Annotated in this window: 28 protein-coding genes; 24 read left to right on the top strand and 4 right to left on the bottom strand. The window is 65.5% G+C overall.

Going from position 1 to position 26,457, the window contains the following annotated elements:
- Positions 1–7: 7 nt before the first annotated feature.
- The gene (gene moaA, locus N5A93_RS06830; RefSeq protein WP_268954333.1) at positions 8–1,015 is read right to left on the bottom strand and encodes a GTP 3',8-cyclase MoaA; all 1,008 of its coding nucleotides are present in this window, start codon (positions 1,013–1,015) and stop codon (positions 8–10) included.
- 85 nt (positions 1,016–1,100) lie between these two features.
- Between moaA and N5A93_RS06825 the strand changes: the two genes are divergently transcribed.
- Positions 1,101–1,610, top strand: coding sequence for a hypothetical protein (locus tag N5A93_RS06825; RefSeq protein ID WP_268954332.1), 510 nt, complete (start codon positions 1,101–1,103; stop codon positions 1,608–1,610).
- A 90-nt stretch (positions 1,611–1,700) separates the two neighbouring features.
- On the opposite strand, the gene glmS is transcribed toward N5A93_RS06825, so the two are convergent.
- Positions 1,701–3,524 (bottom strand): glutamine--fructose-6-phosphate transaminase (isomerizing), encoded by a 1,824-nt coding sequence (gene glmS, locus N5A93_RS06820; RefSeq protein WP_268954331.1) that lies wholly within the window; start codon positions 3,522–3,524, stop codon positions 1,701–1,703.
- Complete coding sequence (glmU, locus tag N5A93_RS06815) at positions 3,524–4,879, bottom strand: bifunctional UDP-N-acetylglucosamine diphosphorylase/glucosamine-1-phosphate N-acetyltransferase GlmU (RefSeq protein ID WP_268954330.1); 1,356 nt, start codon at positions 4,877–4,879, stop codon at positions 3,524–3,526. The genes glmS and glmU overlap by 1 nt, the downstream gene beginning before the upstream one ends.
- A gap of 141 nt (positions 4,880–5,020) precedes the next feature.
- Here glmU and N5A93_RS06810 point away from each other — a divergent pair, with 141 nt between their 5' ends.
- The 5 genes from N5A93_RS06810 (at position 5,021) to N5A93_RS06790 (ending at position 10,500) form a co-directional block, all read left to right on the top strand.
- Positions 5,021–5,686, top strand: coding sequence for an HAD-IIIA family hydrolase (locus N5A93_RS06810; RefSeq protein ID WP_268954329.1), 666 nt, complete (start codon positions 5,021–5,023; stop codon positions 5,684–5,686).
- 114 nt (positions 5,687–5,800) lie between these two features.
- On the top strand, positions 5,801–7,003 hold the full coding sequence (locus tag N5A93_RS06805) for a DegT/DnrJ/EryC1/StrS family aminotransferase (RefSeq protein ID WP_268954328.1): 1,203 nt from the start codon (positions 5,801–5,803) through the stop codon (positions 7,001–7,003).
- Between the two features lie 283 nt (positions 7,004–7,286).
- Complete coding sequence (locus N5A93_RS06800) at positions 7,287–8,450, top strand: acyl-CoA dehydrogenase family protein (RefSeq protein ID WP_268954327.1); 1,164 nt, start codon at positions 7,287–7,289, stop codon at positions 8,448–8,450.
- Positions 8,447–8,920, top strand: coding sequence for a lysozyme inhibitor LprI family protein (locus N5A93_RS06795; RefSeq protein WP_268954326.1), 474 nt, complete (start codon positions 8,447–8,449; stop codon positions 8,918–8,920). The genes N5A93_RS06800 and N5A93_RS06795 overlap by 4 nt, the downstream gene beginning before the upstream one ends.
- Entirely contained in the window at positions 8,917–10,500 is a 1,584-nt protein-coding gene (locus tag N5A93_RS06790) for an AMP-binding protein (RefSeq protein WP_268954325.1), read from the top strand. Before N5A93_RS06795 ends, N5A93_RS06790 begins: the two co-directional genes overlap by 4 nt.
- Before the next feature lie 71 nt (positions 10,501–10,571).
- Here the strand turns inward: N5A93_RS06790 and N5A93_RS06785 are convergent, their stop codons facing one another.
- Positions 10,572–11,183, bottom strand: a complete 612-nt coding sequence (locus tag N5A93_RS06785; RefSeq protein WP_268954324.1) for an OmpW/AlkL family protein — start codon at positions 11,181–11,183, stop codon at positions 10,572–10,574.
- Between the two features lie 158 nt (positions 11,184–11,341).
- Here N5A93_RS06785 and N5A93_RS06780 point away from each other — a divergent pair, with 158 nt between their 5' ends.
- The 18 genes from N5A93_RS06780 to N5A93_RS06695 all read left to right on the top strand — a co-directional run bounded on the left by N5A93_RS06780 (position 11,342) and on the right by N5A93_RS06695 (position 26,452).
- Positions 11,342–12,946, top strand: a complete 1,605-nt coding sequence (locus N5A93_RS06780) for a carboxyl transferase domain-containing protein (RefSeq protein ID WP_268954323.1) — start codon at positions 11,342–11,344, stop codon at positions 12,944–12,946.
- Positions 12,947–12,973: 27 nt separating this feature from the next.
- Positions 12,974–13,939 carry an NAD(P)H-dependent flavin oxidoreductase gene (locus N5A93_RS06775; protein WP_268954322.1) on the top strand — a complete coding sequence of 322 codons (966 nt, stop codon included), beginning with the start codon at positions 12,974–12,976 and terminating at the stop codon, positions 13,937–13,939.
- Positions 13,940–14,051: 112 nt separating this feature from the next.
- A complete protein-coding gene (locus tag N5A93_RS06770; RefSeq protein WP_268954321.1) occupies positions 14,052–16,004 on the top strand; it encodes an acetyl/propionyl/methylcrotonyl-CoA carboxylase subunit alpha in 1,953 nt (650 codons plus the stop codon).
- The gene (locus N5A93_RS06765) at positions 16,001–16,669 is read left to right on the top strand and encodes a glutathione S-transferase family protein (protein WP_268954320.1); all 669 of its coding nucleotides are present in this window, start codon (positions 16,001–16,003) and stop codon (positions 16,667–16,669) included. The genes N5A93_RS06770 and N5A93_RS06765 overlap by 4 nt, the downstream gene beginning before the upstream one ends.
- Positions 16,670–16,708: 39 nt before the next feature.
- Positions 16,709–17,563 (top strand): hydroxymethylglutaryl-CoA lyase, encoded by an 855-nt coding sequence (locus N5A93_RS06760; RefSeq protein ID WP_268954319.1) that lies wholly within the window; start codon positions 16,709–16,711, stop codon positions 17,561–17,563.
- A gap of 35 nt (positions 17,564–17,598) precedes the next feature.
- The gene (locus N5A93_RS06755; protein ID WP_268954318.1) at positions 17,599–18,381 is read left to right on the top strand and encodes a crotonase/enoyl-CoA hydratase family protein; all 783 of its coding nucleotides are present in this window, start codon (positions 17,599–17,601) and stop codon (positions 18,379–18,381) included.
- Positions 18,382–18,661: 280 nt separating this feature from the next.
- Positions 18,662–19,027 (top strand): NADH-quinone oxidoreductase subunit A, encoded by a 366-nt coding sequence (locus tag N5A93_RS06750; protein ID WP_268954317.1) that lies wholly within the window; start codon positions 18,662–18,664, stop codon positions 19,025–19,027.
- Positions 19,018–19,551, top strand: coding sequence for a NuoB/complex I 20 kDa subunit family protein (locus N5A93_RS06745; RefSeq protein WP_268954316.1), 534 nt, complete (start codon positions 19,018–19,020; stop codon positions 19,549–19,551). The genes N5A93_RS06750 and N5A93_RS06745 overlap by 10 nt, the downstream gene beginning before the upstream one ends.
- 54 nt (positions 19,552–19,605) lie before the next feature.
- Complete coding sequence (locus N5A93_RS06740; RefSeq protein ID WP_268954315.1) at positions 19,606–20,214, top strand: NADH-quinone oxidoreductase subunit C; 609 nt, start codon at positions 19,606–19,608, stop codon at positions 20,212–20,214.
- On the top strand, positions 20,214–20,399 hold the full coding sequence (locus N5A93_RS06735) for a hypothetical protein (protein ID WP_268954314.1): 186 nt from the start codon (positions 20,214–20,216) through the stop codon (positions 20,397–20,399). The genes N5A93_RS06740 and N5A93_RS06735 overlap by 1 nt, the downstream gene beginning before the upstream one ends.
- Complete coding sequence (locus tag N5A93_RS06730) at positions 20,399–21,616, top strand: NADH-quinone oxidoreductase subunit D (protein WP_268954495.1); 1,218 nt, start codon at positions 20,399–20,401, stop codon at positions 21,614–21,616. The genes N5A93_RS06735 and N5A93_RS06730 overlap by 1 nt, the downstream gene beginning before the upstream one ends.
- Positions 21,616–21,900: a hypothetical protein gene (locus N5A93_RS06725; protein WP_268954313.1), complete on the top strand. Its 285-nt coding sequence runs from the start codon at positions 21,616–21,618 to the stop codon at positions 21,898–21,900. Before N5A93_RS06730 ends, N5A93_RS06725 begins: the two co-directional genes overlap by 1 nt.
- 1 nt (position 21,901) lies before the next feature.
- A complete protein-coding gene (locus tag N5A93_RS06720) occupies positions 21,902–23,125 on the top strand; it encodes an NADH-quinone oxidoreductase subunit E (RefSeq protein ID WP_268954312.1) in 1,224 nt (407 codons plus the stop codon).
- A 36-nt stretch (positions 23,126–23,161) separates the two neighbouring features.
- The gene (locus N5A93_RS06715; RefSeq protein WP_268954311.1) at positions 23,162–24,028 is read left to right on the top strand and encodes a helix-hairpin-helix domain-containing protein; all 867 of its coding nucleotides are present in this window, start codon (positions 23,162–23,164) and stop codon (positions 24,026–24,028) included.
- A gap of 13 nt (positions 24,029–24,041) precedes the next feature.
- Positions 24,042–24,272 carry a DUF5337 domain-containing protein gene (locus tag N5A93_RS06710; RefSeq protein ID WP_268954310.1) on the top strand — a complete coding sequence of 77 codons (231 nt, stop codon included), beginning with the start codon at positions 24,042–24,044 and terminating at the stop codon, positions 24,270–24,272.
- A 6-nt stretch (positions 24,273–24,278) separates the two neighbouring features.
- Positions 24,279–25,574 (top strand): NADH-quinone oxidoreductase subunit NuoF, encoded by a 1,296-nt coding sequence (gene nuoF, locus N5A93_RS06705; protein WP_268954309.1) that lies wholly within the window; start codon positions 24,279–24,281, stop codon positions 25,572–25,574.
- A gap of 4 nt (positions 25,575–25,578) precedes the next feature.
- Entirely contained in the window at positions 25,579–25,908 is a 330-nt protein-coding gene (locus tag N5A93_RS06700; protein WP_268954308.1) for a hypothetical protein, read from the top strand.
- Between the two features lie 127 nt (positions 25,909–26,035).
- Positions 26,036–26,452, top strand: coding sequence for a DUF5333 domain-containing protein (locus N5A93_RS06695; RefSeq protein ID WP_268954307.1), 417 nt, complete (start codon positions 26,036–26,038; stop codon positions 26,450–26,452).
- Positions 26,453–26,457 lie beyond the last annotated feature (5 nt).

The raw sequence follows: 26,457 nt of genomic DNA, 5'->3' as shown, positions 1-26,457 counted from the left end.
CCGTGCGTCAGCCGCCGGTATGGCTCATGTGGCGGGTCACGCGCCCGTCCACCGTCTGGCGCGAATAGTCGAAATCATGGCCCTTCGGCTTGCGCGCGATGGCGTCGCGAATGGCCTCTTCAAGGGGGGCGTCGCTGGCGGGGTTGTTGCGCAGCGGCGCGCGCAGGTCGGCCATGTCTTCCTGGCCGAGGCACATGTAAAGCTCGCCCGTGCAGGTCAGGCGCACGCGGTTGCAGCTTTCGCAGAAATTATGGGTCAGCGGGGTGATGAAGCCGATCTTCTGGCCGGTCTCTTCGAGCCGCACATAGCGCGCGGGGCCGCCGCTGCGCTCGCTGAGGTCGTTCAGCGTGTAGTGCTGCGCCAGCTGGGCGCGCAGATCGCTCAGTTTCCAGTATTGGCCAAGGCGGTCCTCGTTGCCGATATCGCCCATCGGCATCACCTCGATGAAGGTGAGGTCCATGTCGCGGCTCCTGCACCATTCGACAAGGGTGAAAAGTTCGTCCTCGTTGAAGCCCTTGAGTGCGACGGTGTTGATCTTCACCCGCATTCCGGCGCGCTGTGCGGCATCGATTCCCTTGATGACCTGGGGCAGGCGGCCCCAGCGGGTGATGTCGGCGAATTTCTGTTCGTCCAGCGTATCGAGCGAGATATTGACCCGCCGCACCCCGGCGGCGAACAGATCGTCGGCGAAGCGTTCAAGCTGGCTGCCATTGGTGGTCAGGGTCAATTCGCGCAGATCGCCCGATTCAAGATGGCGCGTCATCGACTGGAAGAAGGTCATGATCCCCTTGCGCACCAGTGGTTCGCCGCCGGTGATGCGCAGCTTCTCGACGCCGAGGCGAATGAAGGTCGAGCACATCCTGTCCAGCTCCTCGAGCGTCAGCAGCTCTTTCTTGGGCAGGAAGGTCATGTTCTCGGACATGCAATAGACGCAGCGGAAATCGCAGCGGTCCGTCACGGAGACGCGCAGGTATGAAATCGCGCGCTGAAAGGGGTCGATCAATGGTGCGGTCATCCTCGGAAACTAGGTGCTGGCGCAGGGTTGGGCAACCCCGATCTTGCGGATTGAAGGCGGGCGCGGGCACAGCTAAGCTATGGGCATGAGACCGATCCTTTCCAGTTTCATCGTGGTCATCGCCCTTTCGGGCTGCGCGCAGGTCGAAGGGCTTATGGGCCGTTCAGGCGGAACAGGCGGAGTTGAATCCGCTGCGCCAGAACCTGGCCAGGCCCATCCCAGGGCCCGCCCCGACGCGGCCGCGCCCTCAAATGAAGCGAAGAGGGCCGAGGATTTCGATACCGCCTCGGAAGAACAGCGTTCGGCCGCCAGGTCGGGTGCGCAGGCCGGGCGTGGGGCGGTCGATCTGGGGGTGACCATCGCGTCGCTCGGGGCGCCGGGAGAGCCGGGGTTCTGGCTCAAGACGCCGCTGGTCGATGCGCCCGCCAAGGGGCGGGTGGAGTACCCGGCGGGCGGCACGTCGGCGTCGGTGGACCTTATTCCATTGGACGCGGCGCGCGGCGCGGGCAGCCAGATGTCGCTGTCGGCCATGCGCCTGATCGAGGCCGATCTGACCGGATTGCCGGAACTCAGGGTGTATCGCCTGAGCGAGTGAAAGCCGGCTGAAGACCGGCAGAAAGCCGCGCTGTTTCACATCGGTATCGCGTCGGTATCAGGTCGGTCTGCGCGCCGATGCCGCGCGGGGCTATTCCACCGTCACCGATTTCGCCAGATTGCGCGGCTGATCCACATCCGTCCCCTTGGCGACCGCGGTGTGATAGGCCAAGAGCTGCGCGGGGATGGCATAGAGAAGCGGGGTCAGGACCGGGTCGACCTCGGGCATCACCAGCAATTGCCAGATACCCTCGTCGGCGACGGCGGCGCCGGCGCGGTCGGTGATCAGCATGACCTTGCCGCCGCGCGCCATGACCTCCTGCATATTGGAGACGGTCTTGTCGAAAAGCGCATCGCGCGGGGCCATGATGACCACCGGCATCTTCTTGTCGATCAGTGCGATCGGGCCGTGCTTGAGTTCGCCTGATGCATAAGCTTCGGCATGTATATAGCTGATTTCTTTTAATTTAAGAGCGCCCTCAAGGGCCATAGGAAACATCAGGCCGCGGCCCAGGAAAAGTGCGTGATCATGTTCCGACAGATGCCGTGCGGCGCGTTGCAGTTCCCCGTCCATCTCGAGCGCCTGACTGATCGCGGCAGGCAGGCCGCGCAGATGCGACAGAAGGTCGGCGACCGCCTCTTCGTCCATCGTGCCGCGCACGCGCGCGGCCTTGATCGCCAGCAGCAAAAGCACGGTCAGCTGGCAGGTGAAGCCCTTGGTCGAGGCGACGCCGATCTCGGGACCCGCGAGGATCGGCAAGGCGAGGTCACTTTCGCGGGCGATCGAGCTTTCGTCGACATTGACCACCGAGAGGATCGTGTCGGCCTTGTCGCGGCAATAGCGCAGCGCCGCGAGCGTGTCGGCGGTTTCGCCCGACTGGCTGACAAAAAGCGCGGCGGTGCCGGGGGTGACGGGCGGTTCGCGGTAGCGGAATTCCGAGGCGATATCGACATCGACCGGCAGGCCCGCCAGCTGCTCGAACCAGTATTTCGCGGTGAGGCAGGCGTAATAGGCGGTGCCGCAGGCGACCATTGTCAGCCGTTCGATCCGGGTGAAATCCAGGGCCGTGCCGGGCAGGACCACGTCGCGCCCGTCAGCCGAGAGGTAATGGCCAAGCGCATCGCCGATCACGGCGGGCTGTTCGGCGACTTCCTTGGACATGAAGTGCTTGTGACCGGCCTTGTCGACGCGCGCATTGCTGAGTCGGATGGTCTTGACCGGGCGCTCCACGACGGCGCCATCCATATCGGTGATGGTCAGGCTGTCACGCGTCACGACGGCGATGTCGCCTTCCTCGAGATAGGTGATGCGGTCGGTCATCGGGGCCAGCGCTATGGCATCCGAGCCCACGAACATCTCGCCCGTGCCATGGCCGACGGCCAGCGGGCTGCCCTTGCGGGCGGCGATCATGAGGTCGGGTTCGCCGTCGAACAGAAAGAGCAGCGCATAGGCGCCTTCGAGCCGTTCGATCGTGCGGCGCGCGGCATCCACGGGGGCAAGCCCTTGTTCGAGGTGATGGCGGGTCAGCAGCGCAACCGTTTCGGTGTCGGTGTCTGTCTCGTGGGCGAAGCCGTTTTGCGCAAGTTCGGCGCGCAGTTCGCGGTAGTTTTCGATGATACCATTATGCACGACGGCCACCGGCCCGGCGCGATGAGGGTGGGTGTTGGACAGCGTCGGCGCGCCATGTGTGGCCCAGCGGGTGTGGCCGATCCCGGCCTTGCCCGCCAGTGGCTCATGGACCAGCAGATCCGAAAGGTTCACGAGCTTGCCGACGGCGCGACGCCGATCCAGCCGACCGTCGTTCAGCGTGGCGATCCCGGCGCTGTCATAACCGCGATATTCCAGCCGCCTGAGCGCCTCGACCAGGGTGGGGGCGACTTCGTGAAGCCCGAGGATACCTACAATTCCGCACATTACGTTGACCCTTTGTCGCGTTTAGCCTTGGTGGCCTTTAGCATTTCGAACAATTTAAGCGCGAGTCCGGGTTTGACCGCTTGCGCGGCGCGGGCGATCGCCAGCGCGCCTTCCGGCACGTCGCGGGTGATAACCGAGCCCGAGCCGGTCATCGCATCGTTGCCGATGGTGACCGGCGCGATCAGCATGGTATTCGAGCCGACAAAGACATTCTGCCCGATCTCGGTATGGTGTTTCATCACGCCATCATAGTTGCAGGTGATGGTGCCCGCGCCGATATTGGTGCCGCTGCCCAGATGGGCATCGCCGATATAGCTGAGGTGGTTCACCTTGGCGCCGGCATCGATGACGGCATTCTTGATCTCGACGAAATTTCCTATGCGGGTGTCCTCGGCCAGTTCCGCGCCGGGGCGCAGGCGGGCATAGGGGCCGACAACCGCGCCGCGCGAGACATGGCAGCCTTCGAGATGGGAGAACGCCCGGATGCGGGCACCCGATTCGACGGTGACGCCGGGGGCGAACACCACGTTCTGTTCGATCAGTGTGTCGCGCCCGATCACCGTGTCATGGGCGAAATGCACCGTGTCGGGGGCGATGAGCGTGACGCCATCCTCCAGCGCGGCGGCGCGGACGCGGGCCTGAAAGGCGGCTTCCGCCGCGGCCAGTTCCGCGCGTGAATTGACGCCCAGGGTTTCGGCTTCGTCGCAGGCGATGGCGGTGGCCGAGAGGCCATGGGCACGGGCCAGCGCGGCGATGTCGGTGAGGTAGTATTCGCCGCTGGCATTGTCGTTGCCGACCTCGCCGATGAGGTCGAACAGCAGGCGGGCGGGGGCGGCGATGACCCCGGAGTTGCAGAAGGTGATGGCGCGTTCGGATTCGGTCGCGTCCTTGAATTCCACAATCGCGTCAAGGGTTTCTCCGCTCATCTTCAAGCGGCCATAGCGACCGGGATCGGCCGCCTCGAATCCGAGGACCACAAGGTCATGGCTGGCGCGCGCCGCGGCCATGCGTTCAAGCGTCTCGGGGCGGATGAAGGGTGTGTCGCCATAGAGCACGAAGGCGTCGCCGTCGAAATCCGCGAGCAGGGGCGCGGCCTGAGCGACCGCATGGGCGGTGCCCTTCTGCTCGGATTGAAGGGCGATGGACACGCTGTCGTCATGGGCGCGCGCGGCGGCCTCGACGGCCTTGGCGCCATGCCCGGCCACGATCACGACCCGTTCGGGCGAAAGCGCCGCGCCAGCCTTCATCGCATGCACCAGCAGGGGGGCGCCCGCAACCTCGTGCAGCACCTTGGGCAGGTCCGAATTCATGCGTGTTCCCTGGCCGGCGGCAAGGAGGATCAGGGCTGTGCTCATGCGGTTTCTCTTTGTATTCCGGTGGCGACCGTTTTATCGGGTTGCCCGTGCTGTGCAAGGTCGCAGAGCATCAAAGAAGATTGCGGTTTGTGTCAGCCATGCGCGGATTGATGCGCATGGGCGGCGGGAAAGGGGTTTGACGTGCGCACAGTTGTATTCGATCTGGACGGGACATTGGCGGATACCAGCGCCGATCTCATCGCCGCGGCCAATGCCTGTTTCAGGACGATGGGCGCGGGCGATCTGCTGGACCCCTTGCATGATGCGGGCACGGCGTTCCGAGGCGGGCGCGCGATGCTCAAGCTGGGGTTCATGCGCATGGGGCTGGCCGAGGACGAGGCCGAGATCGAGCGGCAATACCCGTTGTTGTTGCAGGCCTACGAGGCTGCCATCGACACGCATACCACGCTTTACCCCGGCGCGCTGGAGGCGGTCGAGGCACTGCGGGAGGCGGGCTACAAGGTGGCGATCTGCACCAACAAGCCCGAGGCGCTGGCACGGCTGTTGATGACGCGGCTGGGGGCGCTCGATGCCTTTGGTGCGCTCATCGGGGCGGATACGCTGCCGGTGCGCAAGCCCGATCCCGAGACCCTGCGCGAGGCCGTGCGCCGGGCCGGGGGCGATCCGGCGCGCTGCCTGCTGGTGGGCGATACGGTGACCGACCGTGAGACATCGCGCGCGGCGGGGGTGCCTTCGGTGCTGGTGACCTTCGGGCCGGATGGCGATGGGGTGGCGGCGCTGTCGCCCGAGGCGCTGATCGGGCATTACGGCGAACTGTCGGGTGTGGTGCGCCGGTTGATCGGCTGAGGGGCGCGGCGGTTTTCGGGGTGCGCGGATCGGCTTTGCGGTTTTTGCGAAAGAAGCCGCGCCGGGGGCGCAAGCCCATTGACCGGCTGGGCGAAGCGGCTCAAAAAGAACGGCATGACGGAAATCTTCAAAGGCAGTTTCACCCAGCAGGAGCCGATCCCCGAAGAGGGGATCGCGGCGGCGCTCGAAGTCATGCGCAGCGGCCGGCTGCACCGTTATAACCTTGGCCCCGGAGAGGTTGGCGAGACGGCTTTGCTGGAGCGGGAATTCGCGGCCTATACGGGTGCGGGTTATGCGCTGGCGGTGGCCTCGGGGGGCTATGCGCTGGCCTGTGCGCTGCGCGCCGTGGGGGTGCGGGCGGGCGATCGCGTGCTGACCAATGCCTTTACGCTGGCGCCGGTGCCCGGTGCGATTGCGAGCGTGGGCGCGGTGCCGGTATTCGTCGGGGTGAACGAGGCGCTGACCATCGATCTTGACGATCTGGAGGCCAAGGCGGATCGTGCGGATGTGCTGATGCTGAGCCATATGCGCGGGCATCTGTGCGACATGGAGCGGCTGATGGCGATCTGCGAGGCCGCCGGGATCACCGTGATCGAGGATTGCGCGCATACGATGGGCGCGGCCTGGAAGGGGCGGGCCTCGGGCAGGTGGGGCAAGGTCGGGTGCTATTCGACGCAGACCTACAAGCACATGAATTCGGGCGAGGGCGGTCTGCTGGTCACGGATGATGACGAGATCGCCGCGCGGGCCACGATACTGTCGGGCTCTTACATGCTTTACGGGCGCAATGGCACGGTGCCGCCCGAGGCGGTCTTTGAGCGGGTCAAATACGAAACCCCCAATGTTTCCGGTCGGATGGATCATTTGCGCGCGGCCATCCTGCGCCCGCAGCTGGCGCGGCTGGACGCGCAATGCGCCGCCTGGAACGCGCGTTACCGGGTGGTCGAGGAGGGCTTGCGCGGCACGCCGGGTCTGACCGTGGTGGAGCGCCCCGAGGAGGAGAGTTATGTGGGCTCGTCGATCCAGTTTCTGCTGCTGGATTGGGGGGATGGCGCGATTGGCGAGGTGATCGCACGCTGCCTCAAGCGCGGTGTTGAACTCAAGTGGTTCGGGGGTGCCGAACCCGTGGGCTTTACCAGCCGCTATGACAGCTGGCGCTATGCGCCCCATGAGCGGATGCCGGCATCGGACAGGGTGCTGCGCAGCATTCTCGATATGCGCCTGCCGCTGACCTTCAGCCTTGAGGATTGCGCGCTGATCGCCCGGATCATCCGGGCCGAGGTGGGCGCGGTCTGGCAGGGTGAAGGCGCCGCCTGAGCGTTCAGCAAGGTTAAGAAACCGTAAAGGGCGGCGTGCGGCGAGGGTCGCGCGCGGCGTCCGAATCGTTTGTTAACAAGGCAAATCCGCCAATTTCCGCCAATCGGTGACGCGTCGGTATCACGTCGGCATTGCGTCGGTATCATATCCGAAAAGGGCACCGGTGCGCGCCGCGTTGGCAGGCCCCATGTCGCGGGCGTTAACGCGGGATTGACCGGCGCGGAAAGTTATGGCTATAAATGAACAAGTGTTCAATAAATGTCACCGACGGGAGGAGGGTCGCATGTTCAACGCGGTCATGCAGTTTGATCTGGGCGAAGATGTGAACGCCCTGCGCGAGATGGTTCACCGATGGGCGCAGGAGCGCGTGAAGCCCATGGCGGGCGAGGTCGACGCGTCGAATGTGTTTCCGTCGGCGCTATGGCGTGAGATGGGCGATCTGGGCCTCCTGGGTATCACGGTGCCCGAGGAACATGGCGGCGCGGGCATGCCCTATATCGCCCATGTGATCGCCATCGAGGAGATCGCGCGGGCCTCGGCCAGTGTCTCGTTGAGCTATGGCGCGCATTCCAATCTCTGCGTCAACCAGATCAAGCTGAACGGCACGGATGCGCAGAAAGCGAAATACCTGCCGGGGCTGATCAGCGGCGAGAATGTGGGCGCGCTGGCCATGTCCGAGGCGGGCGCGGGCAGCGACGTGGTGAGCATGAAGCTGCGGGCCGAAAAGCGCAACGATCACTACAAGCTCAATGGCAACAAATACTGGATCACCAACGGCCCGGATGCCGATACGCTGGTGGTTTATGCCAAAACCGACCCGGAGGCGGGCGCCAAGGGGATCACCGCCTTCGTGATCGAGAAGAGCATGAAGGGGTTCACGACCAGCCCGCATTTCGACAAGCTGGGGATGCGCGGCAGCAATACCGCCGAGCTGATTTTCGACGATGTGGAAGTGCCCTTCGAGAATGTCCTTGGCGAAGAGGGCAAGGGCGTGCGGGTGTTGATGTCGGGCCTCGATTACGAGCGCGTGGTGCTGGCGGGGATCGGCACCGGGATCATGGCGGCATGCCTGGACGAAATCATGCCCTACATGGCCGAGCGTAAGCAATTCGGCCAGCCGATCGGGTCGTTCCAGCTGATGCAGGGCAAGATCGCGGACATGTACACGGCGATGAATTCGGCGCGGGCCTATGTCTATGAGGTGGCCAAGGCATGTGACCGGGGCGACGTGACGCGCCAAGACGCCGCCGCCTGCTGTCTTTATGCCAGCGAACAGGCCATGGTGCAGGCGCATCAGGCGGTGCAGGCGATGGGCGGCGCGGGTTTTCTGGCGGATGCGCCGGTGGCGCGGCTGTTCCGGGATGCCAAGCTGATGGAGATCGGCGCGGGCACCTCGGAAATCCGCCGGATGCTGGTGGGACGCGAATTGATGGGTGCGATGGGGTGAGGCGGGCTGCGATCCTGTTGTTGCTGGCCGCGCCTGGCGCGCCTGCCATCGCGCAGGAGGCACGGGTGGATGCGGCGCAGGTGCGGGCATGTCTTGAGGCGGCCCCGCGGGGCGAGGGCGCGCCCGGTTGCGCGGGCGATGCGGCCAGGGCCTGTCAGGCGTTGCCCGGGGGGCAGACGACCTTGGGGATCACCGAGTGCCTGATGGCCGAAACGCGTGCCTGGGAGGCGTTGATGGCCGAGGCGCTGGAGCGTCAGGCCGGGGCGCTTGGCCGCGAGGGTGACGGCGCGCTGGCCGGGCAACTGCATGAGACGCAGCGCCATTGGGCGGCCTACAAGGACGCCGAATGCGGTTTGCGCTACGCGATCTGGATCGCTGGTTCGATCCGCATGATCATCGCGGGCGATTGTCATCTGCAAAAGACTGCCGCGCGGGCGCTGGAGCTGCATCACCTGGGGAGCATGGAATGAGCATTCGCCCTCCCTTGCTGCGCCCGTTGCCCGAGACCTATGCGCAGATGTGCGACGGCTTTCGCTGGGATATTCCCGAGCGCCTGAACATGGCGGCGCAGGTCTGTGACGACTGGGCGGCGCGCGAACCTGACCGTGTGGCGATCATCGACCTTACCGGCGCGCGGCGCGAGACAAGTTATGGCGCGTTGCGGCGCATGGCGGACGGGCTGGCGCTGGAGCTGGCGGCGCGGGGTGTGGCGCGTGGCGACAGGGTGGGGGTCTTGCGCAGTCAGGATGCCTGGTGCGCGGCGGCGCATATCGCCATCTGGAAGCTGGGCGCGGTGTCGATCCCGCTGTTCAAGCTGTTTCAGCGCGATGCGCTGGCCTCGCGCGTTGGCGATGCGGGGGCGCGGCTGGTGGTGACAGATCCCGGCGGGGTCGATCTTCTGGCGCCGCTTGAGGGGGTTGGGGCATTGGTGCCCGAGGCGGGCGGTTTGCCCGAGGGGGTGTTCGAGGCGGTCGAGACCGGGCCGGAGACCCCGGCGGTCCTGATCTATACCAGCGGCACGACGGGCAGCCCCAAGGGGGCGCTGCATGGGCATCGCATGTTGCTGGGCCATTTGCCGGGCGTCGAGATGAGCCATGATTTCCTGGGACAGGAGGGCGATTGCCTGTGGACGCCGGCGGACTGGGCCTGGATCGGGGGGCTGTTCGACCTGATGATGCCGGGGCTGGCACTGGGCGTGCCGGTGGTGGCGGCGCGGCTGATGAAGTTCACGCCCGATGAATGTCTGCGGGTGTTGCGCGAGGGCGCGGTGCGCAACGTGTTCTTTCCGCCCACCGCTCTCAGGATGCTGAAGGCCGCCGATTGCGCGATCGGGGGCCTGCGCAGCGTCGCCAGCGGGGGCGAGCCCCTCGGCGCGGAGATGCTGGATTGGGGGCGGCGGGCCTTTGGCGTGACGATCAACGAATTCTACGGCCAGACCGAATGCAACATGGTGGCCAGTTCCTGTTCGGCGCTGTTCGCGCCGCGGCCGGGATGTATCGGCAAGCCTGCGCCGGGGTTCGGGATCGGCGTGATCGACGGCGAGGGGCGCGAGATCGAGGGCGAGGGCGATATCGCGATACGCCGGGGTGCAGGCAGCATGATGCTGGAATACTGGAACCGGCCCGAAGCCACGGCCGCGAAGTTTCGCGGTGACTGGATGGTGACGGGCGACCGGGGCATGTGGGAGGGCGATTTCCTGCGCTTTGCGGGGCGCGAGGATGACGTGATCACCAGCGCGGGCTACCGGATCGGCCCCGCCGAGATCGAGGATTGCCTGCTGACACATCCGGCGGTGGCAACGGTGGGCGTGGTGGGCAAGCCCGACCCGCTGCGCACCGAGATCGTCAAGGCCTATGTGGTGCTGAAGGAGGGCCATGCGCCGGGTGCGGCGCTGTCGCGGGAATTGCAGGATTACGTCAAGGCGCGGCTGGCCGGCTATTCCTATCCGCGCGAGGTGGATTTCCTGCCCGCGCTGCCGATGACGGTGACCGGCAAGGTGATCCGGCGCGAGCTGAGGGCGCGCGCGGCGGCGGAAGGGGCGGCGTCATGAGACTCGAGCGGGAAGAAACGAAAAGGGCCGGCGCGATGACCGGCCCCTTGAAGCGATGTGACGTTGAGCGATCAGAACTTCATCACGTAGGACATGCCGACGACCCAGGGGTCGATCGCGACCTTGCCGATCGGGGCGCCGCCGACGGTGGCGTCGGTTTCGATGTTGATCCAGCGGACATCGGCGCGCAGGGCGGATTTTTCGCTGAGCGCGTAATCGATGCCGGCATGCAGGGCGAGGCCCCAGGAATCATCGAGGCTGATCGGAACGCCGGCCAGCGGGCCGGTGCCCTTGTCGTCCCAGAAGGTGGTGTAGTTGATACCGACACCGAGGAAGGGCGTCAGGCTGGACTTGTTGGTGAAGTGATACTGCAGCGAGATCGTCGGCGGCAGGTGCTTGGTCTTGCCGACCTTGCCGGCGCCTGCGAGCTTGATGTCATGTTCGAAGGGCCATGCGGCCAGAACCTCGACACCGATATTGTCGGCGAAGAAATATTCGAACGTCAGGGTCGGGCGGGCATTGTCGCCCACGGAGATCTGGCCGGCGGCCGTGTTGCTGGAGCCATCGGGCAGTACACCGGCGATACCGACGCCGAGGGTCATGCTGCCTTGTTCCTGAGCCAGCGCCGGAGCGGCTGCCCCGGCGAGGGCGGTTGCGAGCGTGAGTGCTGTAAGAGTCTTCATTGTCTTTCCATTCCTATCCGAGTGGGCCGGACCATGCGCCCGGCCCCCGGGGATCACCTTGATTTGGGTCAAGTTCTCGTGAAGGGCCGCAGGGGCGGCAAAAATGCAACATCGCGGCGTGGACCAGCGCGGCGCATGAGAAATCAGGAGGCCGCGGCATGAAACTGGACTCAAAGGCAATTCCGTCATCGGAAGCGTTCAAGGCCAACCGGGAGGGCCATCTGGCGGCGCTCGGGGTCGTGGAACGCGCCGCCGCCGAGGCCGCCGCGGGGGGCGGCGAGGCGGCGCGCGAGCGCCACCTGGCGCGGGGCAAGATGCCGCCGCGTGAACGGGTGGCGAACCTGCTGGATCCCGGGGCGCCGTTCCTCGAGATCGGCGCGACGGCGGCGCATGGCCTTTACGACGGCGCTGCGCCCTGCGCGGGTGTGATCGCCGGGGTGGGGCGCGTGCAGGGGCAGGAATGCATGGTGGTGTGCAACGACGCCACGGTGAAGGGCGGCACCTATTACCCGATGAGCGTCAAGAAGCATCTGCGCGCCCAGGAGATCGCTGAGGAATGCAACCTGCCCTGCATCTACCTGGTCGACAGTGGCGGGGCGAACCTGCCCAACCAGGACGAGGTCTTTCCCGACCGGGACCATTTCGGGCGCATCTTCTACAATCAGGCGCGCATGTCCGCCAAGGGCATCCCGCAGATCGCCGTTGTCATGGGCTCCTGCACGGCCGGGGGCGCCTATGTGCCCGCCATGTCGGATGTCACCATCATCGTGCGCGATCAGGGGACGATCTTTCTGGCGGGGCCGCCGCTGGTCAAGGCGGCGACCGGCGAGGTCGTGACCGCCGAGGACCTTGGCGGGGGCGATGTGCATACGCGCCTGTCGGGCGTGGCCGATTACCTGGCCGAGGATGACGCGCATGCTTTGGCGCTGGCGCGCCGCGCGGTCGCCCATCTCAATCGCACGAAGCCCGCCACGGTGGATTGGGCCAGCCCCGAGCCGCCCGCCTATGACCCCGAGGAGCTCTTGGGCGTGGTGCCCGCCGATCTGCGCACGCCTTATGATATACGCGAGGTGATCGCGCGGCTGGTCGACGGGTCGCGCTTTGACGAGTTCAAGGCGCGGTTCGGCGAGACGCTGGTTTGCGGTTTTGCCCATCTCAAGGGCTGTCCGGTGGGGATCGTCGCCAATAACGGCGTCCTCTTTTCGGAAGCCGCGCAGAAGGGCGCGCATTTCGTCGAACTGTGCAGCCAACGCCGTATCCCGCTGATCTTCCTGCAAAACATCACCGGATTCATGGTCGGGCGGCGATACGAGAACGAGGGCATCGCGCGTCACGGCGCGAAGATGGTGACGGCTGTTGCCACCACTTCGGTGCCCAAGGTGACGATGGTCGTGGGCGGCTCCTTCGGGGCGGGGAATTACGGCATGGCGGGGCGGGCCTATCAGCCGCGCTTCATGTGGTCCTGGCCAAGCAGCCGGATCAGCGTCATGGGCGGCGAGCAGGCGGCCGGGGTTCTGGCCACGGTCCGGCGCGATGCGATCGAGCGCAAGGGCGGCAGCTGGTCGCCCGAGGAAGAAGCCGCATTCAAGCGCCCCACGATCGAGATGTTCGAGCGCCAGTCGCATCCGCTTTATGCCTCGGCGCGGCTGTGGGACGATGGCATTGTCGATCCGCGCAAATCGCGCGACGTGCTGGCGCTGTCGCTGAGTGCGGCGCTTTGTGCCCCGATCGAGGAGACGCGCTTTGGCCTGTTCCGCATGTAAGGGCGGCAAACCCGCAGAGGGGGCGTCATGACGGCATCACTGGACACGCGGCTTTGCCGGCGGTTCGGGCTGACCGCGCCCATTGTCTCGGCGCCGATGGCGATGGCCTCGGGCGGGCGGTTGGCGGCGGCGGTCAGCGGCGCGGGGGGCCTTGGGTTCATCGGTGGCGGCTATGGCGCGGACGCTGAATGGATCGATGCGCAATTCGCTGCCGCGGGCAATGTGGCGGTCGGCTGCGGGTTCATCACCTGGGCGCTGGCGGAGCGCGAGGCGCGGGCGCCGGGGTTATATGATGCGGTTCTTCAGCGCAGACCGGCGGCGATGTTCCTGTCTTTCGGCGATTTGTCCGGCTTTGCCGAAGCGGCGCAGGCGGCCGGCGTGCCGGTTTTTGCACAGGTGCAAAGCGTAGAGGGCGCGCGCGCGGCCCTGGCGGCGGGCGCCGAGGTGATCGTCGCGCAGGGCAGCGAGGCGGGCGGCCACGGCGCGGCGCGCGGGACCATGACGCTGGTGCCCGAGGTGGTGGACCTGGTGGGCGGGCGCGCCATCGTGCTGGCGGCCGGCGGGATCGGCGACGGGCGCGGATTGGCGGCGGCCTTGATGCTGGGGGCCGAGGGCGTGGTTGTGGGCACGCGGTTCTGGGCCAGCGAGGAGGCGCTTGTGCCCGAGGGGTTCCAGGCGGCGGCGCTGGCGGCGGACGGGGATGCGACGGTGCGGTCATCCTTGCCCGATATCGCGCGCGGGCTGGACTGGCCGCGCCCCTATACGATCCGCACGCTCAGCAATGACTGGACGGATTACTGGCGCGATGTGCCGGGCGGACCGCGCGACGCGGAGGCGCGCGCGGCCTATGGCAAGGCGGTCGCAGAGGGTGACGCCGGGGGCGCGCCTGCCATTGCGGGCGAGGCGGTGGGGCTGATCGGCCGGGTCGAGCCTGCCGCCGATATCGTCGCGCGGATGATGCGCGAGGCGCAAGAGGCGCTTGGGCGGTGGTGAGGGTGGTGACATATCCCCCGGCGTTGCGCGGGGCCGCGCGGGCGGATGCCTCCGGCGGGAGTATTTTGGGCAAGATGAATGCGGCGCGACGGGCGCCATGGGGAGTAGGCTGATGTTCGAGACGATCCTGATCGCCAACCGGGGCGAGATCGCCTGTCGCGTCATAGAGACCGCGCGCAGGATGGGGGTGCGCAGTGTGGCGGTGTATTCCGATGCCGACCGTGCGGCGCGCCATGTGGCGATGGCGGACCGGGCGGTGCATATCGGTGGCCCGGCCCCGTCGCAGAGTTATCTGCGCGGTGAGGCGATCATCAAGGCGGCGCTGGAGACCGGCGCGCAGGCGATTCATCCCGGCTATGGTTTCCTGTCGGAGAACCCCGATTTCGTCGAGGCGGTCGAGGCCGCGGGGCTGGTGTTTATCGGCCCCTCGGCTGAGGCGATCCGGGCGATGGGGCTCAAGGATGCGGCCAAGGCGCTGATGGAAGAGGCGGGCGTGCCCGTGGTGCCGGGCTATCACGGCGAGAACCAGGACCCCGAGCATCTGGCGGGCGCGGCGGATGCGATCGGTTATCCGGTGTTGATCAAGGCGGTCGCCGGGGGTGGCGGCAAGGGGATGCGCCTGGTCGAACGGGCGGCGGATTTCGCTGATGCGCTGGAGAGCGCGAAGGGTGAGGCCGAGACCGCTTTCGGCAATGCGGCGGTCTTGATCGAGAAATACATCCAGAAGCCGCGCCATATCGAATTGCAGGTCTTTGGCGACGGCACGGATGCGGTGCATCTTTATGAGCGGGACTGCTCGCTTCAGCGGCGTCATCAGAAGGTGATCGAGGAGGCCCCGGCGCCGGGCATGACCGAAGAGATGCGCGCGGCGATGGGTCAGGCGGCGGTGCGCGCGGCGCGCGCGATCGGCTATGCCGGGGCGGGCACGGTGGAGTTCATCGTCGATGGCAGTCATGGTCTGCGCCCCGACGGATTCTGGTTCATGGAGATGAACACGCGCCTGCAGGTCGAGCATCCGGTGACCGAGGCGATCACCGGGGTCGATCTGGTGGAGTGGCAATTGCGCGTGGCAAGCGGCGAAGGTTTGCCCAGGGCGCAGGATGAGCTGGCGATCAGCGGCCATGCCTTCGAGGCGCGCCTTTATGCCGAGGATGTGCCGAGGGGATTCCTGCCCGCCACCGGGCGGCTGGCGCATCTGCGCTTTCCTGAAGGGGCGCGCGCCGATACCGGGGTGCGGGCGGGCGACGAGATTTCCCCGCATTACGATCCGATGATCGCCAAGGTTATCACCCACGGGGCGACGCGGGCGGGGGCGCTCAGGCGCTTGTCGGCGGCGTTGCGCGATTGCGAGGTGGCCGGGACCGTCACCAACCTCGCGTTTCTGGGCGCGCTGGCGGCGCATCGGGGCTTTGCGGCAGGAGAGGTGGATACCGGGCTGATCGCGCGCGATCTTGATACGCTGGCCGCCGCGCCGCAGGTGGCTCCGCGCGATGTGGCGCTGGCGGCGCTGGCGGCGCTTGATCTGCTGGAGGCCGAGGGCGGCGAGACCGGTTTCACGCTTTGGGCGCCGCTGGAGCGGCGGGTGCTTCTGGCGCGCGAGGGTCAGGAGATCGCGGTGGCGCTGTGCTGCCTTTCCGCATGGGCGCATGATGTTGTCGTCGACGGGCAGGTCATTGCCGCGCGCAAGGTCGGCGGGCGCTGGCAGCTGGATGGCGAGGCGGCGCCTCAGGTTGCCGTGAATGGCGCGCTGGTCACGGTGTTCGCCAATTACGGGCTGGGATTCGAGATCGTCGATCCGCTGGACAAGGCGGCGGTGAAGGGGGGCGATCAGGATGTGATCGAAGCGCCGATGCCTGGCCTGGTCAAGGCGATGCTGGCGAAGCCGGGGCAGGCGGTGGCTGAGGGCGACCGGCTGGCGGTGCTGGAGGCGATGAAAATGGAACATGCCTTGCTGGCGGCGCGCGACGGCGTGGTCGCCGAGGTGCTGGCCGAGACCGGCGCGCAGGTCGAGGCGGGCTCGGCGCTGGTCAGGCTGGCGGCGCAGGACGAGGGGGAAGAGGCATGATCACGCTGCATCACGTCGGCCAGAGCCGCTCGATGCGGGTATTGTGGCTGTTGCACGAGCTGGGGGTTGCGTTCCAGGTCGTCGAGCATGCGTTCGACAAGTCGTTGCGCGAGCCCGCGTTCCTGTCGCTCTCGCCCGCCGGGAGGGTGCCGGCGCTGGAGATCGAGGGCGAGCGGATGTTCGAATCGGGCGCGATGGTCGAATATCTGTGCGAGCGTTTCCCCGAGCCCGGATTGGGACGGATGCCGGGGGACATGGACCGCATGGCATGGCTGGTCTGGGTCCATGTCGCCGAGACGCTGAGCCAGCATGTGGCGGCGCTGACGCAACAGCATGTGATGCTTTACGAGGACCATATGCGCAGCCCCATCGTGATGAAGCTGGAAGCGGCGCGGATCCGCAAATGCTACGAGGCGATCGAGGCGCGGCTCTCAACCCCGGTCGAGAACCGCGACTACCTGCTGACCAGCGGCTTTTCGGCCTGCGATATCTGCGTCGGGCAGGCGGTTTACATGGCGCGCCATTTCGCGCGGATTGACGGCTTCCCGGAAACGGAAAAATGGTATGAACGGATCACCGCGCGCGAAGGGTTCGGCGCATCCAGCCCCGGCCCGGATGGCGGGCGGATCTATCAGAGGGATTTCTACGCGCCCTGGGAGGAATGAGCCCTTCCGCGAAGGGAGCGCGTTGCAAGGAGACAGGAGATGACCGAACAGGTCGAGATTTTCGAGGTCGGCCCGCGCGACGGGTTGCAGAACGAGAAGCGGCGCATCCCGACGGCGCAGAAGATCGCACTGGTCGATTGCCTGAGCGGTGCCGGGTTCAGGCGTATCGAGATGGCCAGTTTCGTCAGTCCCAAATGGGTGCCCCAAATGGCGGACTCGGGCGAGGTGCTGCGCCGCATCCGGCGCGCGCCCGGCGTGAGCTATGCGGCGCTGACGCCGAATCTGCGCGGGTTCGAGGATGCGATGGAGGCGGGCGCGGATGAGGTGGCGATTTTCGGCTCGGCCTCGGAAGGGTTCTCGAAGGCCAATATCAACGCCACCATCGAGGAGAGCCTTGCACGTTTCGCCCCGGTGATGGAGGCCGCCAATGCCGAGGGCGTGCGGGTGCGCGGCTATATCTCATGCGTGGTCGAGTGCCCCTATGACGGGCCGGTCGCCCCTGAGCAGGTGGCGCAGGTGGCGGCGCGGCTGTGGTCGATGGGCTGCTATGAGATCAGCCTTGGCGACACGATCGGGCGGGCCACGCCCGAGGCGGTCGATTCGATGCTGGCGGCGGTCTGCGAGGAGCTGCCCGCCGACCGGCTGGCGGGGCATTACCACGATACCGGGGCGCGCGCGCTTGAGAATATCGAGGCGTCGCTGGGGCGCGGTCTGCGGGTGTTCGATGCGGCGGTCGGCGGGCTTGGCGGTTGCCCTTATGCGCCGGGGGCGGCGGGCAATGTGGCCAGCGAAGCGGTGCATGACCGGCTGGTGGCGCTTGGATACGAGACCGGGCTGGACCGCGCGGTTTTGGACAAGGCTGCCGCGATGGTGCGCGATATGCGCGCCGAATGATGGAACGGACGGGCGCAGACCCGAGGAGAGACAGCATGTTCGAGACGATCACGATCGAGCGCGACGGGCGCGGGGTGGCGACGCTGTGGCTGGACCGGGCCGAGAAGCACAACGCGATGTCGGCGCGGATGATTGCCGAGCTGACGCAGGCGGCGGGCGATCTGGGCGCGGATGCCACAGTGCGCGCCGTGGTTCTGGCGGCGAAGGGCAAGACATTCTGCGCCGGGGGCGATCTGGGCTGGATGCGCGATCAGTTCGAGGCGGACCCCGGGACGCGCGCCAAAGAGGCGGGCAAGCTGGCGCAGATGCTTCAGGCGCTCAATACGCTGCCCAAGCCGCTGATCGGGCGGCTTCAGGGCAATGCGTTCGGTGGTGGTGTCGGGCTGGTGAGCGTCTGTGATGTGGCGATCGGGGCGGATCATATCCTGATGGCGCTGACCGAGACCCGGCTTGGCCTCATTCCGGCGACGATCGGGCCTTATGTCTGCGCGCGCATGGGCGAGGGCAAGGCGCGCCGCGTGTTCATGTCGGGCCGGCGTTTCGATGCGGGCGAGGCGGTGGCGCTGGATCTGCTGGCAAGGGCGGTGCCAGCGGCGGATCTGGACGCGGCGGTCGGGGCGGAGGTGGCGCCTTACCTGTCCTGCGCGCCGGAGGCCGTGGCGCGTGCCAAGGCACTGCTGCGCGGTTTCGGGCCACGCATCGATCAGGGCGTGATCGACCACAGCGTCGGTGAATTGATCGCCTGTTGGGAGGGCGACGAGGCGCGTGAGGGGATCGGCGCGTTTTTCGACAAGCGCAAGCCGCCCTGGGCGGGCTGAGGGATTCGCCTCATTCCGGGGGGTGACGGGCGCAGGACGCGCCCTAAATCGTTCGTGAGAGCAAGGGTGGCGCGTGCCTGCAACGGCGTCTGACATAGTTCAAAGGACAAGGGCCATTCCTTGTTTGTATACGTAGGCATACCTTCGATTGTCATGTTTGGGTGCAGGTATCGGAATATGTTCGCGCTTGGTTGACCCCGACATGGGGCGACGGTAAACCCTGCAATAGTCAGTGCAGCCATTTGAATGCGCCCCGGTTGCGCATGAAAGGAGCCACCCCGTGGATGAGATGCTGAGGGAATATCTTCCCATTCTGGTCCTCATGGCCATTGCCATCGGTCTTGGTCTTGTTCTCATTCTGGCGGCGGTGGTCGCGGCGGTGCGCCACCCCGACCCCGAGAAGCTGAGTGCCTATGAATGCGGCTTCAACGCCTTCGATGATGCCCGGATGAAGTTCGATGTCCGGTTTTACCTTGTCTCGATCCTGTTCATCATCTTCGATCTGGAGATCGCCATGCTGTTCCCGTGGGCGGTGGCGTTCCAGGATATCTCGATGGCGGGTTTCTGGTCGATGATGGTGTTCCTTGCCGTGCTGACGGCCGGGTTCGCCTATGAATGGAAGAAAGGGGCGATGGAATGGGAGTAGCCACCGGAGTCAATACCGCGGGGCCTGACCGGGAGGTGGCCACGCAGGATCTGAACCGCGAATTGCAGGACAAGGGATTTCTTGTCACCTCGACCGAGGACATCATCAACTGGGCGCGCACCGGCAGCCTGCACTGGATGACCTTCGGACTGGCCTGCTGTGCCGTCGAGATGATGCATTCCTCGATGCCGCGCTATGATCTGGAACGTTTCGGCACCGCGCCGCGCGCCAGTCCGCGCCAGTCGGACCTGATGATCGTGGCGGGCACGCTGACCAACAAGATGGCGCCGGCGCTGCGCAAGGTCTACGACCAGATGCCCGAGCCGCGTTATGTGATCTCGATGGGGTCCTGCGCCAATGGCGGGGGCTATTACCATTACAGCTATTCGGTGGTGCGCGGCTGTGACCGGATCGTGCCGGTGGATATCTATGTTCCGGGCTGCCCGCCGACCGCCGAGGCGCTGGTTTACGGGATCATGCAGTTGCAGCGCAAGATTCGCAGGACCGGGACCATCGTGCGCTGAGCCGGCGCATCACTGACAGGCGCGCAAGCGGTCGCGCGCGAAAGGACGAAGACGATGAGCAACGCGCTGAACGAACTGGGCGCCCATATCGAGGCGAAACGCCCCGACTGCGTGCTTGGCTGGGCTGTCACCCTTGATGAACTGAATGTGGATGTGGCGCTGGCCAGCATTGTCGGGCTGGTGGAGTTCCTCAAGACCGACCGGACCTGCCGGTTCACGACGCTGGTGGACATCACCGCCGTCGATTACCCCGAGCGGGCCAAGCGGTTCGATGTGGTCTACCATGTCCTGAGCATGTACCAGAACCAGCGCATCCGGCTGCGGGTGGCCGTGCGCGAAGAGGACATGGTGCCGTCGATCACCGATCTGCATGCCTCGGCCAACTGGTTCGAGCGCGAGGTGTTCGACATGTTCGGCATCCTGTTTTCGGGGCATCCCGACCTGCGCCGCATCCTGACGGATTACGGGTTTCGCGGGCATCCGCTGCGCAAGGATTTCCCGACCACCGGCTATACCGAGGTGCGCTATGACGAGGTGCAGAAGCGCGTCGTCTACGAACCGGTCAACCTGGTGCAGGAATACCGGCAATTCGACTTCATGTCGCCATGGGAGGGTGCGGAATACATCCTGCCCGGCGACGAGAAGAAAGAGGAGGCCAAGTGATGGGCGGTGGCGGAATGATCTTCTTCCTTGTCATGGCCGTTCTGGTCGTGATTCCCTTCTGGCGCCTGCTGCCGAAGTTCGGCATCCCGAGCTGGGTCGCGCTGGTCGCGATCATCCCGCTCGGAGCGCTGGTCCTTTTGTGGGTCATGGCGTTTCGTGACAAGATCGGCGGAGGGCACGCATGATGGATGGCTCCAAATTCGAAGACGCCCTGACGGGCGAGCAGAAGATCCGGAATTTCAACCTGAATTTCGGCCCTCAGCACCCGGCGGCGCATGGGGTGTTGCGGCTGGTGCTGGAACTGGACGGCGAGATCGTCGAGCGTTGCGATCCGCATATCGGCCTGTTGCATCGCGGCACCGAGAAGCTGATGGAAAGCCGCACCTATCTGCAGAACCTGCCGTATCTGGACAGGCTGGATTACGTGGCGCCGATGAACCAGGAGCATGCCTGGTGCCTGGCCATCGAGAAGCTGACCGGGGTCGAGGTGCCGCGCCGCGCCAGCCTGATCCGGGTGATGTTCTCGGAGATCGGCCGCATCCTGAACCACCTGCTGAACGTGACCACGCAGGCAATGGATGTCGGCGCGCTCACGCCGCCGCTCTGGGGGTTCGAAGAGCGCGAGAAGCTGATGGAATTCTACGAGCGCGCCTGCGGGGCGCGTCTGCATGCAGCCTATTTCCGCCCTGGCGGTGTGCATCAGGACCTGCCCGACGCGCTGATCGACGATATCGAGACCTGGGCCAAAGCCTTTCCCAAGGTGGTGGACGATATCGACGGCCTCCTGACCGAAAACCGCATCTTCAAGCAGCGCAATGCCGATATCGGCATTGTGACCGAGGAAGACATCCAGAACTGGGGTTTTTCGGGTGTGATGGTGCGCGGGTCGGGCCTGGCGTGGGATCTGCGCCGCGCGCAGCCTTATGAATGCTACGACGAGTTCGATTTCCAGATCCCGGTGGGCAAGCATGGCGATTGTTATGACCGCTACCTGGTGCGCATGGAAGAGATGCGCCAGTCGCTGAGCATCATTCACCAATGCATCGAGAAGCTGCGCGCGCCCGAAGGGCGGGGTGATATCCTGTCGCGCGGCAAGATCACGCCGCCCAAGCGGGCCGAGATGAAGACCTCGATGGAGGCGTTGATCCATCACTTCAAGCTATACACCGAAGGGTTCCGCGTGCCCGAGGGCGAGGTATATGCCGCCGTCGAGGCCCCCAAGGGCGAATTCGGCGTCTATCTGGTGGCGGATGGAACCAACCGGCCATACCGCGCCAAGCTGCGCGCGCCGGGTTTCCTGCATTTGCAAGCGATGGACCATGTTGCCGTAGGTCATCAACTGGCCGATGTCGCGGCGATCATCGGGACGATGGATGTTGTGTTCGGGGAGATCGACAGGTGATGAAACGCTTGGTTGCAACGGCACCCGCCGGTCTTGTGCTGACGCTGGCGGGCTGTATCGCACCGCCCGAGGGCGTGAGCCCCGAGGATGTCGCCGATTACAATCTGGCCGCCGCGTCGATCGGATGCGAAATGGCCACCGAGGCCGATTTCCAGCCGGTGGAGCTTCAGGCGGGGCTGACGCGCGAGCAAGCCACCGGGATCACCTCTTATCTTCTGTCCAAGGGCGAGGCCGAGCGCCTGCCCGGTGGCGGGGTTAAACTGACGACAGGAGCCTGTTCCTAAGATGCTGAGACGTCTGCACCACGAGCAGCCCGAGAGCTTTGCCTTCACGCCCGAGAACCAGGCCTGGGCGGAAGCGCAGATCACCAAGTATCCCGAGGGCCGCCAGGCCAGCGCGGTGATCCCGCTGCTGTGGCGCGCCCAGGAGCAGGAAGGCTGGCTGAGCCGCCCGGCCATTGAACATGTGGCCGGGATGCTGGACATGGATTTCATCCGTGCGCTGGAGGTCGCAACCTTTTATTTCATGTATCAGCTGCAGCCGGTGGGCAAGGTGGCGCATTTCCAGATCTGCGGCACCACGTCCTGCATGATCTGCGGGGCCGAGGACCTGATCGGGGTCTGCCGCGAGAAGGTCGCGCCCAACCCCCATGAACTGAGCGCCGATGGCAAGTTCAGCTGGGAGGAGGTCGAGTGCCTCGGGGCCTGTGCCAATGCGCCGATGGCGCAGATCGGCAAGGATTACTACGAGGACCTGACCGCCGAGAGCTTTGCAAAGCTGATCGACGACATGGCGGCGGGCAAGGTGCCGGTGCCGGGGCCGCAGAACGGACGTTATGCCAGCGAACCGGCTTCGGGGCTGACCAGCCTTGAGGCGTTCGACAGCGGCCAGACGCAATACAATGCCAGTGTGCAGCGGGCGGTCGATATGGGCGACACGATCAAGCGGATCGACGGCACCGAAGTGCCGCTGCTGACGCCCTGGCGCGATCATGGTGCCAATCACCAGCCCGCCGATCCGGCCGTCAAATTGAACGAGACCCCGCAGGAGGTCGGCGCCAAGGCCAACAAGCCGGCCCCCGGCGCGAATGCCAAGGCCGACGAGACCGGGATTTCCAAGCGTGAGGCACAGGCCAAGACCAGGGCGAAGCCCAAGGTGAAACCGGCCGCCAAGCCCACGCAGAAACCGGCCAAGGTCGCGCCCGGCGAGGAGCAGGGCGAGGGCAGCAAGCCGCAGATGATGGATGCGCCGCGCGATACGGGCGCGGATGATCTGAAGAAGATCAAGGGTGTCGGGCCGAAACTGGAGCAGCTGCTTCACCGGCTCGGGGTCTTCCATTTCGACCAGGTGGCGAATTGGAGCGAAGATGAAGTGCAGTGGGTCGATCAGAACCTAGAGGGCTTCAAGGGGCGCGTTACGCGTGACGACTGGGTTGAACAGGCGAAACTGCTGGCCGAGGGCATGGAGACGGAGTTCTCTTCCAAGGTCGGGAAAGGTGACGTCTACTAGAGGCGTCGGTTCTGTTAACGAAAGGGAGTATGGGTGATGTCGCAACGTGAAGGCTGGAACATGTGCCGGATCATAAGCTGGGTGCTTGCCGCCGTGGTGGGTATCCTGGTGATCAGGGGTATTATCGGGTCCGTCGGGTTCATCGCGGCGGTGATGGCCGGCGCCGCGCTGGCGGTGTTTATCGGATTGGTGCTGACACGGCTGTTCTGCATGAAGCAGGGCGCGGGTGCTGCAATGGTCCCGACTGCGGAAGCTGCCAAGGAAAGCGCGGCCGATGCGGCGCAGGCGACAAGCCGGGCGGCCGCGGATGCGGGTGCCAAGGCCAAGGAGACCGCCGCGGAGGCGGGCGCCAAGGCCAAGGAGGTGGCTGCCGATGCAGGTGCCAAGGCCAAGGAGACCGCCGCGGAGGCGGGTGCCAAGGCCAAGGAGACTGCCGAGGATACGGGCGCCAAGGCCAAGGAGACGGCGGATGATGTAGCGGCCAAGGCCGGAGCCGGTGCTGATGGCGAGACTGCTGCCAAGGCTGAGGACGACGCCGGTGAGAAAGCCGCGACAGCGGCGGCGAAGCCGACTGCGGAACCCGCTGCCAAACCCGCCGAAGCCACAGAGGGTGGCGGAACCCGCCCCGAGGCGCTGTCGGCCCCGAAGGGCGGAAAGGCTGACAACCTCAAGGAAATCAAGGGCGTCGGCCCGAAACTGGAAACTCTGCTGAACGAGATGGGCTTTTACCATTTCGACCAGATCGCCAGCTGGGGACCGGATGAGGTGGCCTGGGTGGATGGCAATATCAAGGGCTTCAAGGGCCGTGTGAGCCGTGACAACTGGGTCGAACAGGCCAAGGTCCTGGCCTCGGGCGGCGAGACGGAATTCTCAAAGCGCGTAGACGACGGCGACGTGTACTGAGGGATAACGACACATGACGAGCGACCGTTCCCAAGAGATGCAACTGGCACGCAAGGGCCGCACCGTGGGTGTGGTCATTGCGGTCACGATGCTCTTGTGGATGGGGGCTCAATGGCTGGGAGGGCAGATGGGCTGGTCGTCGCGCTATGCTTTTCTGTTCGACTTCGCCGCCATCGCCGCCCTGATCTGGGCGCTGGTGGTGACCTATCAAATCTGGCGCGCGCGCCGGGACAACCGAGGGTGATATCGGATGCTCAAGGACGAAGACCGTATCTTTACCAATCTCTACGGGATGCATGACCGTTCCCTGAAGGGGGCGATCGCGCGCGGGCATTGGGACGGCACGGCGAGAATCCTGCAGAACGGCCGCGACTGGATCATCGCCCAGATGAAAGCCAGCGGGTTGCGTGGCCGGGGCGGCGCGGGTTTCCCGACCGGCCTCAAATGGTCCTTCATGCCCAAGGAGAGCGACGGGCGGCCCTCGTATCTGGTGGTCAATGCCGATGAGTCCGAGCCCGGCACCTGCAAGGACCGCGAGATCATGCGCCATGATCCGCATACGCTGATCGAGGGCTGTCTGATCGCGTCCTACGCGATGCAGGCGCATGTGTGTTACATCTATATTCGTGGCGAATATATCCGCGAGCGCGAGGCGCTGCAGGCGGCCATCGACGAGGCTTACGAGGCCGGTTTGATCGGGCGCAACGCCTGCAAGTCGGGTTACGATTTCGACCTTTACCTGCATCACGGGGCCGGTGCCTATATCTGTGGCGAGGAAACCGCGTTGCTGGAAAGCCTCGAGGGCAAGAAGGGCATGCCGCGCATGAAGCCCCCATTCCCGGCGATGGCGGGGGTCTATGGCTGCCCGACCACGGTGAACAACGTGGAATCCATCGCCGTCGCGCCCACGATCCTGCGCCGCGGCCCCGAATGGTTCGCCGGTTTCGGGCGTGCCAACAACGCGGGCACCAAGATTTTCGCGGTCTCGGGCCATGTGAACACGCCCTGCGTGGTCGAGGACTCCATGTCGATCTCGTTCGAGGAGCTGATCGAGCGCCATTGCGGCGGCATCCGGGGCGGCTGGGACAATCTCAAGGCGGTGATCCCCGGCGGCTCGTCGGTGCCCTGCGTGCGCGGCGAGAACATGCGCGACGCGGTGATGGATTTCGACGCGCTGAAGGAAAAGGGCTCGTCGCTGGGCACGGCGGCGGTGATCGTGATGGACCAGTCCACCGACATCATCAAGGCGATCTGGCGGCTGTCCAAATTCTACAAGCACGAAAGCTGCGGGCAATGTACGCCCTGCCGCGAGGGCACGGGCTGGATGATGCGGGTGATGGACCGGCTGGTGCGCGGCGAGGCGGATGTCGAGGAGATCGACATGCTGTTCGACGTGACCAAACAGGTCGAGGGCCACACGATCTGTGCCCTCGGCGACGCGGCGGCCTGGCCGATACAGGGCTTGATCCGTAACTTTCGCGATGAGATCGAGGATCGCATCAAGGCACAGAAAACAGGCCGCGTGAGCGCGGTCGCAGCGGAGTAGGCAGATGCGCGGACTTATCCTGATCCTGACGGCGTGCGTGGCACTGGCGGCCTGCGGCGATCGCGCCAAGCGGGTCTATTTCAACGGGAACTATTACCCGACCAAGGCGACCAAGGCGTCCGATGACAGGCAGGACTTCGTCGTGACCGTGCGGCGCACCGATCAGGGTCTGACCGGCGCGCGCGAGGCCGGGCGCTATGAGGCGACTCGCTATTGCCTGACGAATTTCGGCACGTCCGGCATCGAATGGAGCCAGAGCCCGGATGCCGAAGACGGGCGTTTGCAGCTGGCGAACGGCAATCTGGTGGTGGCGGGACGCTGCGTCATATGGTGAAGACCGCTTTCATATCGGGGGGATGGCTCGCGTGTTATTGCATAGCGCGCGGCTTCACACCCATCTGCGGTGCAGATGGGGCGGCGCAATCAGTGCGTCCTGCCCTGCTAACGAAAGGAGACACCGCATGATCAACCTCAAACCATATGTCCTGATCGCCGCCATGAGCGCCACCGCCGCCATGGGGCAGGCTTCGACCCAGCAGACGGGTTTGCCCGGAGAGGCGGATATCAATGCCGGATTGTTGACGGTCGCCGTGGCCGACAAGATCCGCCGCGCCTGTGGCGATATCTCGGCCAGGTTCTTTACCGCGCGTTCCTATGTCAGTTCGCTCAAGGAGATGGCGGTCGAGCGGGGCTACAGCGAAGCCGAGATCGACGCGTATATCAATGACGACATCGAAAAGGCGCGGATGCGCGAGAAGCGCAACGAATATTTCAAGGCGCGCGGCGCCAGCAATTACGACCCGGCCAGCCTCTGTGACCTTGGTCGCGCCGAAATACAAAAGCAGAGCCAGATCGGCCTGCTGCTGAGAGCGAAGTGAGAAAC

Source organism: Roseovarius salincola, from assembly GCF_026891095.1.
Classification (GTDB): Bacteria; Pseudomonadota; Alphaproteobacteria; order Rhodobacterales; family Rhodobacteraceae; genus Roseovarius; species Roseovarius salincola.
The sequence above is the reverse complement of the archived record's forward strand: the minus strand, read 5'-3'. Positions and strand labels throughout refer to the sequence as shown.

Excerpts from the sequence above, each read along its gene's own strand:
- moaA (WP_268954333.1), bottom strand. The coding sequence starts at position 1,015 with ATGACCGCACCATTGATCGACCCCTTTCAGCGCGCGATTTCATACCTG.
- N5A93_RS06825 (WP_268954332.1), top strand. The coding sequence starts at position 1,101 with ATGAGACCGATCCTTTCCAGTTTCATCGTGGTCATCGCCCTTTCGGGC.
- glmS (WP_268954331.1), bottom strand. The coding sequence starts at position 3,524 with ATGTGCGGAATTGTAGGTATCCTCGGGCTTCACGAAGTCGCCCCCACC.
- glmU (WP_268954330.1), bottom strand. The coding sequence starts at position 4,879 with ATGAGCACAGCCCTGATCCTCCTTGCCGCCGGCCAGGGAACACGCATG.
- N5A93_RS06805 (WP_268954328.1), top strand. The coding sequence starts at position 5,801 with ATGACGGAAATCTTCAAAGGCAGTTTCACCCAGCAGGAGCCGATCCCC.
- N5A93_RS06800 (WP_268954327.1), top strand. The coding sequence starts at position 7,287 with ATGTTCAACGCGGTCATGCAGTTTGATCTGGGCGAAGATGTGAACGCC.
- N5A93_RS06790 (WP_268954325.1), top strand. The coding sequence starts at position 8,917 with ATGAGCATTCGCCCTCCCTTGCTGCGCCCGTTGCCCGAGACCTATGCG.
- N5A93_RS06785 (WP_268954324.1), bottom strand. The coding sequence starts at position 11,183 with ATGAAGACTCTTACAGCACTCACGCTCGCAACCGCCCTCGCCGGGGCA.
- N5A93_RS06780 (WP_268954323.1), top strand. The coding sequence starts at position 11,342 with ATGAAACTGGACTCAAAGGCAATTCCGTCATCGGAAGCGTTCAAGGCC.
- N5A93_RS06775 (WP_268954322.1), top strand. The coding sequence starts at position 12,974 with ATGACGGCATCACTGGACACGCGGCTTTGCCGGCGGTTCGGGCTGACC.
- N5A93_RS06770 (WP_268954321.1), top strand. The coding sequence starts at position 14,052 with ATGTTCGAGACGATCCTGATCGCCAACCGGGGCGAGATCGCCTGTCGC.
- N5A93_RS06765 (WP_268954320.1), top strand. The coding sequence starts at position 16,001 with ATGATCACGCTGCATCACGTCGGCCAGAGCCGCTCGATGCGGGTATTG.
- N5A93_RS06760 (WP_268954319.1), top strand. The coding sequence starts at position 16,709 with ATGACCGAACAGGTCGAGATTTTCGAGGTCGGCCCGCGCGACGGGTTG.
- N5A93_RS06755 (WP_268954318.1), top strand. The coding sequence starts at position 17,599 with ATGTTCGAGACGATCACGATCGAGCGCGACGGGCGCGGGGTGGCGACG.
- N5A93_RS06745 (WP_268954316.1), top strand. The coding sequence starts at position 19,018 with ATGGGAGTAGCCACCGGAGTCAATACCGCGGGGCCTGACCGGGAGGTG.
- N5A93_RS06740 (WP_268954315.1), top strand. The coding sequence starts at position 19,606 with ATGAGCAACGCGCTGAACGAACTGGGCGCCCATATCGAGGCGAAACGC.
- N5A93_RS06735 (WP_268954314.1), top strand. The coding sequence starts at position 20,214 with ATGGGCGGTGGCGGAATGATCTTCTTCCTTGTCATGGCCGTTCTGGTC.
- N5A93_RS06730 (WP_268954495.1), top strand. The coding sequence starts at position 20,399 with ATGGATGGCTCCAAATTCGAAGACGCCCTGACGGGCGAGCAGAAGATC.
- N5A93_RS06725 (WP_268954313.1), top strand. The coding sequence starts at position 21,616 with ATGAAACGCTTGGTTGCAACGGCACCCGCCGGTCTTGTGCTGACGCTG.
- N5A93_RS06720 (WP_268954312.1), top strand. The coding sequence starts at position 21,902 with ATGCTGAGACGTCTGCACCACGAGCAGCCCGAGAGCTTTGCCTTCACG.
- N5A93_RS06715 (WP_268954311.1), top strand. The coding sequence starts at position 23,162 with ATGTCGCAACGTGAAGGCTGGAACATGTGCCGGATCATAAGCTGGGTG.
- N5A93_RS06710 (WP_268954310.1), top strand. The coding sequence starts at position 24,042 with ATGACGAGCGACCGTTCCCAAGAGATGCAACTGGCACGCAAGGGCCGC.
- nuoF (WP_268954309.1), top strand. The coding sequence starts at position 24,279 with ATGCTCAAGGACGAAGACCGTATCTTTACCAATCTCTACGGGATGCAT.
- N5A93_RS06700 (WP_268954308.1), top strand. The coding sequence starts at position 25,579 with ATGCGCGGACTTATCCTGATCCTGACGGCGTGCGTGGCACTGGCGGCC.
- N5A93_RS06695 (WP_268954307.1), top strand. The coding sequence starts at position 26,036 with ATGATCAACCTCAAACCATATGTCCTGATCGCCGCCATGAGCGCCACC.